The following is an 11,973-nucleotide window of genomic DNA, read 5'->3' on the forward strand; positions in this document are numbered from 1 at the left end:
CCGGTCAGCCGCCGGGCTGCACGTCCGGCGGCGGCGCGGGCCAGCGCGGGACACCCGCCATCTCGCCGTCCCCCAGCGGGGCGGTGAAGCGTGGCGGCCGCTTCTCCAGGAAGGCGGCCACGCCCTCGGCGCTGTCCGCGCCCTCGCCGAGCTCGACGATCGCCCGGGAGTCGGCACGGTGCGCGTCCCAGGGCGTGGGCGCGCCGAGCATCGACCACAGGAGCTGCCGGGCGGCCCCCACCGCGACCCCGCTGGTGTTCGCGACGATCTCGCCGGCCAGCGCGTGGGCGGTGGGCAGCAGCTCGTCGTCCTCCACCACACGCGAGACCAGCCCGCCGCGCAGCGCCTCCTCGGCGCCGAAGACCCGCCCGGTGGCCACCCACTCCATGGCCTGGCTGATGCCGACGACCCGGGGCAGGAACCACGACGACGCCGCCTCCGGCACGAGGCCGACCTTGCCGAACACGAAGCCGAACCGGGCCGACGCGGCGGCGATCCGGATGTCCATGGGCAGGGTGAGCGTCGCCCCGATGCCGACGGCCGGGCCGTTGACCGCGGCGATCACCGGCTTGCGCAGGGCGGCGAAGGCGAGCGCCGCCACCCCGCCGGCGTCCCGCCGGTAGCCTGCGATCTCCTCGCGCAGCGGTCCCGGCGGCAGGGCCCGCGAGCGCCGGTCGGCGAAGCTGCCCGGCCCGCCCGAGAGATCCGCCCCGGCGCAGAAGCCCCGGCCCGAGCCGGTGACGACCACGACCCGGACCTCGTCGTCCGCGTCGGCCGCCGCGGCCACCCGGGCCAGCTCGTCGGCCATGGTCGGGGTGAACGCGTTGAGCCGGTCCGGCCGGTGCAGCCGGATCGTGGCGACCCGGTCGGCGACCTCGTAGCGGAGCTCCGTCAGCTGCACGCCCCGTCCTCCGTCCCTCGGTCGGGTGCTGCGGACCCCCGGCAGCGTGGCAGCCCGCCCCCGGGCAGTCAACGATGACTGTCGCTGCGACGGAAGCCGCCCTAAGGTTCGACGGATGGCCGTCCCCGCCCAGCCGACCGCACCGCGCTCCCGGTCGACGCGCACCGCCGACAGCCGGTTGCTGATCCTCGACGCCGCGGTGGCGTGCCTGGTAGAGGACGGCTACGCCGGCGCCTCCACGCTCGCCGTCCAGGCCCGCGCCGGCGTCTCCCGCGGCCGGCTGCTGCACCACTTCCCCTCCCGCGCCGAGCTGCTCGTCGCCGCTGCCGACCACCTGGCGACGACGAAGCTCGACGAGGTGCGCCGCCGGTCGGTGGCGCTCATGGCCGACGGGCCCACCGGCCGGGAGCGGGTGGACCGCGCGATCGACCTGATGTGGGCGACGTTCCAGGAGCCGCCGTTCTGGGCGGCGACCGAGCTGTGGACCGCCGCGCGCACCGATCCCGCGCTTCGGGCGGCGCTGCGCGGCGGCGAGGGCCGGCTGCGGGCGGCGATCGCCGCGGTGGGCGACGGCATCTGGGGGCCGGAGATCGCCGCCTCGCCGGTCTACGCCGACCTCACCGAGCTGCTGTTCACCAGCATGCGCGGGGTGGCCCTGGTCTACGCCTTCGAGCCCCGGCCGGCCAGCACCGATCCGCACCTGCCGCTCTGGAAGCGGCTGGCCGTGCGGCTGCTGGAGCTCGACGACGACGCTTGACCGCCCCGGGGCGCAGCGCCAGCATGACGCAGGTCACACCCGGCCGGCCCCAGGAGCGCCCGTGAGCGTCGAGATCCCCGTGCTGCAGGGCCGGGGCATGACCCTGAGCGACCAGCTCGCCCGGCACGCGCGGAAGAACCCGGACCTGACCGCCCTGCGCTTCGGCGGCCGCGGCCGCAGCTACGGCGAGCTCGACGAGCGGGTGACCCGGCTGGCCCGCGCGCTGCGGGAGCGCGGCGTGGGCGCCGGCGACCGGGTCGCCGTCCTGGCGCTCAACGGCATGGAGACCTGGGAGGCCTACCTGGCCGGCGTGCGGCTGGGCGCGATCGTCGTCCCGGTCAACTTCCGGCTGGTGCCCGACGAGGTCGCCTACGTGCTCACCGACTCGGGCGCCGTCGCGCTGGTCGTCGACACCGCCCTGGCCGAGGTCGCCGCGAAGGCGCGCGACCTGGCGCCGGAGGTGACCAGCACGCTGGTGATCGGCGGGGACTACGAGGACGCGCTGGCCGAGGCCGGCGACGAGCCCCTCGACGTGGTCGTCGACGAGGACGGGCCCGCGTTCCTCATGTACACGTCGGGGACCACCGGCCGCCCGAAGGGCGCGGTGCTCACCCACCGGAACCTGCTCATGCACGCCTTCAGCCAGATCACCACCCTCGGCTGGGACCCCGAGGACCGCGTCGGCGTCCCGGGCGCGCCGCTGTTCCACATCGCCGGCCTGGCCGGCGGCATGCCGCCGCTGCTGCTCGGCGGCACGCACGTGATCATCAGGTCCGGCGCCTTCGACCCGGCCGAGACGCTGGACCTGATGGAGCGGGAGCAGGTCTCCAGCATCTTCCTGGTCCCCGCGATGTGGGCCGCCGTCCTCGCCGTCCCCGGCATCGCCGACCGCGACCTCTCGCACCTGCGCCGGGTCTCCTGGGGTGCCGCGCCGGCCTCGACGACGCTGCTGCGGGCGCTCATCGACGCGTTCCCCCAGGCCGAGGTGGTGACCGCCTTCGGGCAGACCGAGTGCAGCCCGGTCACCTGCCTGCTGCGCGGCGAGGACTCGGTGCGCAAGATCGGCTCGATCGGCACCCCGATCCTCAACGTCGAGGTGCGCGTGGTCGACGACGCCATGCTGGACGTCCCCCGCGGCGAGGTGGGCGAGATCGTCTACCGCAGCCCGATGGTGATGAAGGAGTACTGGGGCAAGCCGGAGGCCACCGCCGAGGCCTTCGCCGGCGGCTGGTTCCACTCCGGTGACCTCGTGCGGCAGGACGAGGACGGCTACTTCTACGTCGTCGACCGCAAGAAGGACATGATCATCAGCGGCGGGGAGAACATCTACTGCGCCGAGGTGGAGGACGTCCTCGCCGCCCACCCGAAGGTCGGCGAGGTCGCGCTCATCGGGGTGCCCGACACGAGGTACGGCGAGGCGCCGCTGGCCGTCCTCGCGCCGCGCGACCCGGACGACCCGCCCACGCCGGAGGAGCTCGCGGCCTGGTGCCGCGAGCGGCTGGCCCGGTACAAGAACCCGCGCGAGTACTCGGTGGTCGGTGCGCTGCCCCGCAACCCGAGCGGCAAGGTGCTCAAGACCGAGCTGCGCACGGCGCACTCGGCCGGCTCGCTGGTGGCCGAGCCGGTCGTCTAGGGGGCTCAGCCCGTCCAGACGTCGGCGACGCGGGCGAGCACGTCGGCGGCCTGGGCACGGCCGGCCCGGGCGGAGCCGGCCCGCGCGGCGGGGTCGAGCACGTTGCGCCCGATCGCCGCGCGGCTGCCCGCGTCGGGCGAGACGACGGCGACCCGTGCCGACACCATGCCCGAGACCTGGGCGTCGACGCTGACCAGCGGCCCCACACCCCGCGGGATGGGGGCGAGCACGACCAGCCGGTCGTACCCCTGCGCGAGGTCGGCGTTGGCCGGGGAGCGCATGCCGCCGTCGACGTAGCGCCGGTCGCCGATGGTCACCGGCGGGTAGACGCCCGGCACGGCGCAGCTGGCGGCGACCGCGTGCAGCAGCGGCACCCCGGACGTCCGGTCGAACGGCACGAACTCCCCGGTGGCGGCGTCCACGGCGGTGACGGTGAGCTGCCGGTCGGGCCACTCCCGGCCGATCAGCCGGGAGCCGATGACGTCGAGCCGCTCCTGCTCGGACGGTGTCAGCCCCGCCTTCTCGGCAGCCAGGGCGACCTGCCCCACCCGGCGGCGGAACTCCTCGTCCCGGCCGCGGCTGACCAGCATCGCCCAGGCGTAGCGGGCGAGGTTGGCCCGCGACATGCGCGCGACCTTCTCCTGCGCGGGCGGCTCCAGCTGGCGGCCGAACATCGCCTCCAGGTCCGCCCCGGCGGTCACCTGGGCGCCGACGACCGATCCGGCGGAGGTGCCGACCACCAGGTCGGCGGTGGTCAGGTCCACCCCGGCCTCGGCCAGGCCGGCCAGCAGGCCGATCTCCCACGCGATGCCGGTGATGCCGCCGCCGCCGAGGACGAGGGCCGTGCGCTGGTCGCTCATGGGCACATCGTCACAGAACTGCGACCGCCCCGTCCGGATGACGCAGGCGGGGCGGCGGCGCGCGTGCGGGCCTTCCCCTGATTACTGTCCGCGGCGTGGAGATGGAGCGGGAGGGCGTCGAGACCGAGCACGCCGGCGTCCGGATCGCCCACGAGGAGGTCTCGCCGGTCCGCCAGGTGCTGCGCCGGGTGTGGATCGCCGGCATCGTCCTCGTCGTCGTCGTGCTCATCGTGTACATCGACCGGGACGGGTACGAGGACAGCAAGGGCGGCCCGATCTCGCTGCTCGACGCCACGTACTACGCCACGGTCACGCTCTCCACGACCGGTTACGGCGACATCACCCCGGTCTCGCCCGAGGCGCGGCTGACCAACATCCTGCTGATCACCCCGCTGCGCATCATGTTCCTGATCGTGCTCATCGGGACCACCCTCGAGGCGCTGACCGCGCGCTCGCGGGAGGAGTTCCGCATCCGACGCTGGAGGTCCCGCGTGCGCCAGCACGTCATCGTGTGCGGCTACGGCACCAAGGGCCGCAGCGCCATCCGCTCCCTGGTCGCGAGCGGGACGCCCGCCGACAAGATCGTGGTCGTCGACCCGGAGCCGCGGGCCATCGACGAGGCCAACTCGCTGGGCATGACCGGCATCGTCGGCGACGCCGGCCGCACCGAGGTGCTCCGCCGGGCCTCGGTGGAGCGCGCCCGGGCGGTCATCGTCGCCGCCAACCGCGACGACGCCGCGGTCATGATCACCCTGACCGTGCGGCAGCTGAACCCGAGCGTGCCGATCACCACCAGCGTGCGGGAGGAGGAGAACGCCAACCTGCTCCGCCAGTCCGGCGCCGACACGGTCATCACGACCTCGGCGACCTCCGGGCGGCTGCTCGGCCTCTCCACCGACTCGCCCCGCGTCGTCGCCGTGGTCGAGGACCTGGTCACCGGCGGTCAGGGCCTGGACCTCCACCAGCGGACGGCGACGGCGAGCGAGGTCGGCCTGGGCCCCCGCGACCTGCGCGACATCGTGCTGTCGGTGACCCGCGGCGGCCGCACGCTGCGCTTCGACGACCCCCTCATCGGCACCCTGCAGCCCGAGGACGTGCTGGTCGTGGTCAAGTCGCACGACCCCGGCAGGCCGAACCGCCCGCCGACCCAGCCCTCCTCGACCCAGGTCTAGCGCGGCCTCAGGCCCGCACGTAGGTGCGCGTCTCCTCGTCCCGGCCGCGGAGGGTGACCGCCCGGCCGGCGGTCCAGTGCCCGCGCTCGTCGGCAGCCGCGGCCACCGTCGCCGCGCTGGCCACGACGCGGCCGGGGTGGTCCTTGGCCAGCTCGGTCAGGCGCGCCGCCTCGTTCACCGGGTCACCGATGACCGTGTACTCCAGCCGGCTGGCCGCACCCACCTGACCGGCCCACACCGGCCCGCACGCCACGCCGATCCCCACGTCCACCTCACCGGCGTCCGCGACGGCGTCGCAGATGCGGCGGGCGGCCCGCAGCGCGGCGCCGGCCGGGTCCGGGTGGTCGGCCGGGGCACCGAAGACGCACAGCGCGGCGTCGCCCTCGAACTTGTTCACCAGCCCGCCCTCGTCCTCCACAGCCTCGACGACGACGGCGAAGAAGCGGTTGAGCAACCCCACCATCTGCTCCGGCCCCGTGCGGCGGACCAGCGAGGTGGAGCCCGCGATGTCGACGAACAGCGCGGCCACGGTGCGCTCCTCGCCGCCCAGGCTCGCCCCGGTCCGCAGCGCCTCCTGGGCCACGCTCGCCCCCACGTGCCGGCCGAACAGGTCGCGCAGCCGCTCCCGCTCGGCCAGGCCGGCGGCCATCGTGTTGACGCCCTCCTGCAGCAGCCCGATCTCGCCGGCGTCGTCCACCAGCACGTCGACGGCGTAGTCGCCGCGCCCGACCTGCTGCACCGCCCGGCGCAGGGCGCGCAGCGGCTGCCCCACCGCGCGGGCGGTGAGCAGCGTGGCCAGCGCGCCCACGAGCAGGGCGACCAGCACGAGGAAGACGACGGCCCGCTGCCCCGGCCCGTCGGGGTTGCTCGGGTCGAGGAAGAGCAGGACGACGCCGAGCAGCGGCACCCCGCTGGTGAGCGCCCAGGTGAGCAGCAGGCGCGGCCGGACACCGAGCACCAGCGCGCCGGCCGGGGGGTGCGCGGCGAGAGCGCGCGCGGTCACGGCGCGGGCGGCCCGGGCGGTGAGCAGGTAGGTGACGCCGGCGGTGACGACGCCGCCCAGGGTGACCGCGACGCCGACGCGCAGCCCGACCAGCGGCTCGGGGAGGACGAGCGCGGCGACCGTGCCGGTGAGCACCGCCCCGACGAACCAGATCCAGGCGGCGATGAGCGCGACGTCCAGCGGCAGGCGCAGCGCCTGGCCGGCCTCGGCTCCGCTCGGCTCGCGGCCGGCCATCAGCCAGCGGTTGGTCGACCGCTGGCGGCGCAGCCCCGCCGCCGTGCCGGCCGGCAGGGCGAGCAGGAGGTAGGCCGCGGCGGTCCAGAGCACCTCGCTGCGACCGCCGGCGCCGCTGCCGTCGTCCACCCCGACGAGCAGCAGCACGACGGTGCCGACGCCGACCAGGTTGGCCACGATGACCAGCAGCACGATGAACGGGACGGCCGTGCGGCCGCTGGGCGCCCACTCCGCCCACGCGCCGTCCCGCGCGACCGTCACCGGCCGCCGGCTCCCGTCCGAGGTCATGGTCAGCGCAACGAGACCCGGGAGGCGCCGGTTCCGGGTGCTCCCCCGATCGTGATCACCCGGCCATGATGTCCGACCGGCCGGCGTCGCCCGGACGGGCGACCGGGTCGCGGGTCACCGCCGGTCAGCCGCGGGCGATCTCCTCGACGATCCGGCGGGCCTCGGCCCGGCCCTCCGGGGCGGGGACCAGCGGGTAGACGTGCCCCGCGCCCGGGCAGACGGTCACGCGCAGCTGCGCGCCGGCAGCGGCACCGCGCTCCTGCAGCAGCAGCACGTCGGGCAGGCACAGCTCGTGGGTGCCCACGTAGACGTCCACGGGCGGCAGCCCGGAGAGCTCGCCGTTGACCGGGCTCAGCCGCGGCTGCGTGGGGTCGTCGCCGCCCGCCCACGCCTTGCCCGCCTCGACGGTGCCGTCGATGTTCAGCCACGGGTCGCGCGGCTCGAGCGCCGGCAGGTCGGGGTGGCTCAGCGTGAGGTCCAGCCAGGGCGAGAGGAGCACCAGCTTGCGCGGCTGGGGCAGCCCCTCGGCGGCGAGGGTCTGGGCGAAGCCGAGCGCCAGTCCCCCGCCCGCCGAGTCCCCGGCGACGGTGATCATCGAGGCGTCGACCTCGCCGAGCAGGTCGCGGTACACCTCGGTGACGAGCGGATAGGCCTCGCGGTAGGTGTGCTGGGGGGCGAGGCCGTAGAGCGGCACCTCGACCCGGACGCCGGCGTCGGCGAGGCGGGAGATCAGCGCCCAGTGCTGCTTCGCGATCTCCCCGACGTAGGACCCGCCGTGCAGGTACACCACGGCCCGGCCGGTACCGCCGTCCCGCGGAGCGACGGTGGTGCAGGGGAAGCCCTGCACCTGCCGGGTGCGGACGTCGTGCCGCGACCCCAGCGCGGCCGGCGGCGCCGAGGAGCCCTTGGGCTCGGCGATGCGCTTCCGCGCCCGCTCCACCGTCGCCATCCGGGGCTTGCGGGTCAGGCGCAGGACGACCGAGATCGCGCGCATCTGCAGGCTGGCCATGGGGTCGGCGTCCTCTCCGCAGGTCGACGGGCGTGCGCGACGCAGCGTAGGCCGCCGGGCACCGGTCACATGTCGCGGTAGCGGACGGCGGCGTCCAGACCCTTGCGGAGCCAGTCCTCCTTGACCGGGCGACCGGGCTGCGAGAAGACGGCGTAGGCCTTGGTGTCGCGCTGGTAGCGCCAGCCCTCGGCCAGCGGGCCCACGTCGTGGGCGTCGTAGCCGATCGCGTCGAGGAAGGCGGTCACGGTCTGCTTCGCCCCGGCGTCGTCACCGGCGATGGCGAGCACGGAGCGGTCGGGGTCACCCGCGGGCTTGGCCAGCGACACCATGCCGGCGGCGGGCACGTTGTTGAAGCACTTGACCACGTGCGACTCCGGGAGGTGGGCCTGCAGCAGCTCGCTGACGGTGGTCGACTCGTCGTCGAGCTCGGCGATCTGCCCGTCGCGCTGCGGGTAGTAGTTGTTGGTGTCGATGACGACCTTGCCGCGCAGGGGCTCGACCGGGACCTCGCGGTAGGCCTTGAGCGGCACCGAGACGACGACGAGGTCGCCCGCCGCGGCCGCCTCGGCGGGAGTCGCGGCCCGCGCGCGCGGACCGAGCTCCGCGACCAGGTCGGCGAGGGTGTCGGGGCCGCGGCTGTTGCTCAGCACGACGTCGTAGCCGGCGGCGACCGCAAGCCGGGCGATCCCTCCGCCGATGTGACCGCTGCCGATGAGTCCCAGAGTCGTCATGCCGCTGGCAAGCCGAGGGTGACCGGGATCATTCCCCGTGCCGGTGCTCCGCGCGGTCCTCCACGGCGCCGTGCCGCACCAGGCTGGCGACGGCCAGCGCGAGGCCGCCCCAGATCACGACCATGGCGACGACCATCATCACGATCGCGGCCGTGCTCATCGGCGTCCCCCCTCGTCCTGGCCGGTCCCCGGGCGGCTGCCCGGATCCGTCGTCGCGGTCGCCTGCGCCGGCGCCGCCGGGTCCGAGCCCGGTGGCGGGCCGGCGAGGTGGGTGCCGGCACGCCAGGGCAGCCGGGCGAGGAGGAACCCGACCACCGGCAGCGCCACGACCACCAGCCAGCCGAAGGTCAGGAGCAGCCACGCCGGGTAGTCCTCGTACGGGGCCTCGAGGTCGTCCTGCAGCGCCAGGACCAGCACGACGGCCAGGCCCACCGGTGCGACGAGGCTGGTCAGGACGCGCCAGCCGACGCCCACCCGGGGGCGGCCGTGGACGTTGAGGTGCCCGCTGAGGGTGGCCAGCGCGCGGAGCACCCAGGAGACGACCAGCATGCTGACCAGCGCGACGACGAGGATGCCGTACTGGTTGACGAAGTGGTCGACGACGTCGAGCACGTAGATGCCGCTGGTCGTGCTGAACAGCACCAGGCTGAGCAGGGCCGCCGGCAGACCGACCGCGAGCGTGGCGGTGCGGCGGCTGGTGTCGAGCTTGTCGCGGACCGCGGAGATGACCACCTCGATGACGCTGACCAGCGAGGTCAGCCCGGCGATGACCAGCGAGCCGAAGAACAGGACGCCGATCGCGGCGCCACCCGGCGCCTCGCTGATGATCGCGGGGAAGGCGACGAAGGCCAGCCCGATCCCGTCGCCGGCCACCTCGCCGACGGCGACCCCGCTCGCCTGCGCCATGAAGCCCAGGGCGGCGAACACCCCGATGCCGGCGAGCAGCTCGAACCCGGAGTTCGAGAAGCCGACGACCAGCCCGGACCCGATCATGTCCTCGCGCCGGCCCACGTACGAGGCGTACGTGATCATGATGCCGAAGCCGACCGAGAGGGAGAAGAAGATCTGGCCGAAGGCGGCCGCCCAGACCGTCGCCGAGCCGAGCGCCGACCAGTCCGGGGTGAAGAGCGCGTCGAGGCCCGTGGCCGCACCGTCCAGCAGCAGCGCCTGCACCACCAGGGCGGCGAAGGCGAGCACCAGCACCGGGATGAAGACCAGCGAGGTCGCACCGATCCCCCGCTGGACGCCGAGCACCATGATGGCGAGGACGGCCAGCCAGACCAGGGCCAGCGGGACGAACACCCCCGGCACCACGTCGGCGGTGACCTCGACGTCCCCGGCCTGGAGGAACTCGCCGAAGAAGAAGCCCTCCGGGTCCTCGCCCCACGCCTGGTCGAGGGAGAAGAAGGTGTAGCGCAGCGCCCAGGCGATGACCGCCGCGTAGTAGACGGCGATGACGAAGCAGATGCCCACCTGCCACCAGCCCAGCCCCTCGGCGCCGCGGCGCAGGCGGGCGAAGGACAGCGGCGCGGAGCCGCGGTGGCGGTGGCCGATCGCGTAGTCCAGCAGCAGGAACGGCAGGCCGGCGGTCAGCAGCGCGACCAGGTAGGGCACGACGAAGGCCCCGCCGCCGTTCTCGTAGGCGACGTAGGGGAACCGCCAGATGTTGCCCAGGCCGACCGCCGACCCGATCGCCGCGAGGATGAAGACCTTCCGGGAGCTGAACGCGCCCCGGCGGCGTTCGTCCTCGGTCGGTCCTGCTGCTCGCTCCGCCGTCCCGCTCATGCGACCTCCTGGATCGTGGTCCGGCCGGCGAGCACGACGGCGGCACGGTGGCCGGGCGGCTCGCTGAGGAGAGGATGGCAGCACTCGGCGCGCTCGGCGCCCCGGAACGTCGCGGGACGGTGCGCGGGCTGGTGCCGCGGACCCGGACTGCGAGGATGCCCGGGCAGGGACCCCGGGCACGCGACACGAAGGGCGCTCCATGAGCCAGGCCTCGCACCACACCGACGCCGCCAACCGGTCCGTCGCCGCCGACCTGCCGTTGGCCGATCCGGCCGACCTGCGCCGGGTGCGGCACGGTCGCATCGCCGGTCTCGACCGCCTGGTCGTGCACCACGACCGGTCCGGGGAACCCATCCTCGACACCGCCGACTGGGACTTCCTCGACAGCGAGACCGCACCGCCGTCGGTCAACCCGAGCCTGTGGCGCCAGGCCCGCCTCAACCGGGAGCACGGCCTCTACGAGCTCGTGCCCGGCCTCTACCAGGTGCGGGGGTACGACCTCGCCAACCTCTCCCTGGTGCGGGGGGAGACCGGGTGGATCGTCATCGACCCGCTGACGTCGACGGAGACCGCGCGCGCCGCCATGGACCTCGTGCGCGAGCACCTCGGGGACCGGCCGGTCAGCGCGGTCATCTACACCCACAGCCACATCGACCACTTCGCCGGCCTCGCGGGCGTCGTCCCGCTCGAGGAGCTGGCAGCCCGCCGGGTGCCCGTCGTGGCACCGCAGGGCTTCCTCGAGGAGGCGGTGTCCGAGAACGTCCTCGCCGGACCGGCCATGGTGCGCCGCGCGGGTTACATGTACGGCAACGCCCTGCCCCGTGGGGAGTTCGGCCACGTGGACTGCGGCCTGGGCAGGTCCGTCCCGGGCGGATCGATCTCCCTCGTCGGGCCGACGCACGAGATCACCGCGACCGGGGAGGAGCTGACGCTCGACGGTGTCCGCATCGTCTTCCAGCTGACGCCCGACCGGGCCCGCGAGGACTTCGCGGCGGGCGAGTACCGCTGGGTGGCGCAGGTCGTGAACCACGTCGTCTTCGCCGACCCGGGCAACACCGACGCCCGGGAGCTGCAGGCCGCGGCGCTGGAGCAGCTGGGCTTCCAGGCCGAGTCGGGCGCCTGGCGCAACTTCTACCTGTCCGGGGCGCAGGAGCTGCGGCGCCCGGCACCGGGGAGCCGGTCGGGCCGGTCGGGCCGGTCGGCCCGCGGCGGTGCCGGCCGCAGCCCGCTGATGCGCGCGATGACGGTGGAGATGGTGTTCGACCTGCTCGGCGTCCGGCTCGACGGCCCGCGGGCCGACGGGACGTCGCTCGCCGTCGGATGGTCCTTCCCGGACACCGGGGAGGAGTGGACGCTGCGCCTGGAGCACGGGGCGCTGAACTCCTGGCCGAGCCTGGACGCCGACGCCGACGTGGTCGTCACCATGCCGCGGACGGCGTTGACGGCGGTCATCGCCGATCCGGGCTCGCTGGCGTCACGCGTGCAGGACGGGTCGGGGGGGGGGGGGGGGGGCGCGGGGGGGGGGCGCCGCCGGGGCGGGGGGGGGGGGGGGGCGGGGGGGGGCGGCGGGCGGGGCGCGGCGCGCCCGCCCGGGGCGCGC

11 protein-coding genes are annotated in these 11,973 nt (G+C 75.0%); 4 read left to right on the plus strand and 7 right to left on the minus strand.

Annotated features, from left to right (window positions below):
- Positions 1 to 4: 4 nt before the first annotated feature.
- A complete protein-coding gene (locus ACI79H_RS16615) occupies positions 5 to 901 on the minus strand; it encodes an enoyl-CoA hydratase-related protein (protein ID WP_456555519.1) in 897 nt (298 codons plus the stop codon).
- Between the two features lie 115 nt (positions 902 to 1,016).
- Here ACI79H_RS16615 and ACI79H_RS16620 point away from each other — a divergent pair, with 115 nt between their 5' ends.
- Together ACI79H_RS16620 and ACI79H_RS16625 are read left to right on the plus strand one after the other, a co-directional pair.
- On the plus strand, positions 1,017 to 1,658 hold the full coding sequence (locus tag ACI79H_RS16620) for a TetR/AcrR family transcriptional regulator (RefSeq protein WP_456555520.1): 642 nt from the start codon (positions 1,017 to 1,019) through the stop codon (positions 1,656 to 1,658).
- Positions 1,659 to 1,719: 61 nt separating this feature from the next.
- A complete protein-coding gene (locus ACI79H_RS16625; protein WP_456555521.1) occupies positions 1,720 to 3,291 on the plus strand; it encodes a long-chain-fatty-acid--CoA ligase in 1,572 nt (523 codons plus the stop codon).
- A 5-nt stretch (positions 3,292 to 3,296) separates the two neighbouring features.
- Here ACI79H_RS16625 and ACI79H_RS16630 read toward each other — a convergent pair whose 3' ends face one another.
- The gene (locus ACI79H_RS16630) at positions 3,297 to 4,151 is read right to left on the minus strand and encodes a patatin-like phospholipase family protein (protein ID WP_456555522.1); all 855 of its coding nucleotides are present in this window, start codon (positions 4,149 to 4,151) and stop codon (positions 3,297 to 3,299) included.
- Positions 4,152 to 4,252: 101 nt separating this feature from the next.
- Here ACI79H_RS16630 and ACI79H_RS16635 point away from each other — a divergent pair, with 101 nt between their 5' ends.
- Positions 4,253 to 5,323: a potassium channel family protein gene (locus ACI79H_RS16635; protein ID WP_456555529.1), complete on the plus strand. Its 1,071-nt coding sequence runs from the start codon at positions 4,253 to 4,255 to the stop codon at positions 5,321 to 5,323.
- A gap of 7 nt (positions 5,324 to 5,330) precedes the next feature.
- Here the strand turns inward: ACI79H_RS16635 and ACI79H_RS16640 are convergent, their stop codons facing one another.
- The 5 genes from ACI79H_RS16640 to ACI79H_RS16660 form a co-directional block, all read right to left on the minus strand.
- Positions 5,331 to 6,848 carry an adenylate/guanylate cyclase domain-containing protein gene (locus tag ACI79H_RS16640; protein WP_456555523.1) on the minus strand — a complete coding sequence of 506 codons (1,518 nt, stop codon included), beginning with the start codon at positions 6,846 to 6,848 and terminating at the stop codon, positions 5,331 to 5,333.
- Positions 6,849 to 6,972: 124 nt separating this feature from the next.
- A complete protein-coding gene (locus tag ACI79H_RS16645; protein ID WP_456555524.1) occupies positions 6,973 to 7,857 on the minus strand; it encodes an alpha/beta hydrolase fold domain-containing protein in 885 nt (294 codons plus the stop codon).
- Positions 7,858 to 7,922: 65 nt separating this feature from the next.
- A complete protein-coding gene (locus tag ACI79H_RS16650; RefSeq protein WP_456555525.1) occupies positions 7,923 to 8,588 on the minus strand; it encodes an NADPH-dependent F420 reductase in 666 nt (221 codons plus the stop codon).
- A gap of 28 nt (positions 8,589 to 8,616) precedes the next feature.
- Positions 8,617 to 8,748 (minus strand): methionine/alanine import family NSS transporter small subunit, encoded by a 132-nt coding sequence (locus ACI79H_RS16655; protein ID WP_456555526.1) that lies wholly within the window; start codon positions 8,746 to 8,748, stop codon positions 8,617 to 8,619.
- Positions 8,745 to 10,373 carry a sodium-dependent transporter gene (locus tag ACI79H_RS16660; RefSeq protein ID WP_456555527.1) on the minus strand — a complete coding sequence of 543 codons (1,629 nt, stop codon included), beginning with the start codon at positions 10,371 to 10,373 and terminating at the stop codon, positions 8,745 to 8,747. The genes ACI79H_RS16655 and ACI79H_RS16660 overlap by 4 nt, the downstream gene beginning before the upstream one ends.
- A gap of 199 nt (positions 10,374 to 10,572) precedes the next feature.
- On the opposite strand from ACI79H_RS16660, the gene ACI79H_RS16665 reads away from it, so the two are divergent.
- Positions 10,573 to 11,973: alkyl/aryl-sulfatase (locus ACI79H_RS16665; protein WP_456555528.1), on the plus strand; the 1,401-nt coding region annotated here is incomplete at its 3' end.

Source organism: Blastococcus sp. SYSU D01042, from assembly GCF_054050515.1.

Excerpts from the sequence above, each read along its gene's own strand:
- ACI79H_RS16645 (WP_456555524.1), bottom strand. The coding sequence starts at position 7,857 with ATGGCCAGCCTGCAGATGCGCGCGATCTCGGTCGTCCTGCGCCTGACC.
- ACI79H_RS16630 (WP_456555522.1), bottom strand. The coding sequence starts at position 4,151 with ATGAGCGACCAGCGCACGGCCCTCGTCCTCGGCGGCGGCGGCATCACC.
- ACI79H_RS16650 (WP_456555525.1), bottom strand. The coding sequence starts at position 8,588 with ATGACGACTCTGGGACTCATCGGCAGCGGTCACATCGGCGGAGGGATC.
- ACI79H_RS16655 (WP_456555526.1), bottom strand. The coding sequence starts at position 8,748 with ATGAGCACGGCCGCGATCGTGATGATGGTCGTCGCCATGGTCGTGATC.
- ACI79H_RS16660 (WP_456555527.1), bottom strand. The coding sequence starts at position 10,373 with ATGAGCGGGACGGCGGAGCGAGCAGCAGGACCGACCGAGGACGAACGC.
- ACI79H_RS16640 (WP_456555523.1), bottom strand. The coding sequence starts at position 6,848 with ATGACCTCGGACGGGAGCCGGCGGCCGGTGACGGTCGCGCGGGACGGC.
- ACI79H_RS16635 (WP_456555529.1), top strand. The coding sequence starts at position 4,253 with ATGGAGCGGGAGGGCGTCGAGACCGAGCACGCCGGCGTCCGGATCGCC.
- ACI79H_RS16620 (WP_456555520.1), top strand. The coding sequence starts at position 1,017 with ATGGCCGTCCCCGCCCAGCCGACCGCACCGCGCTCCCGGTCGACGCGC.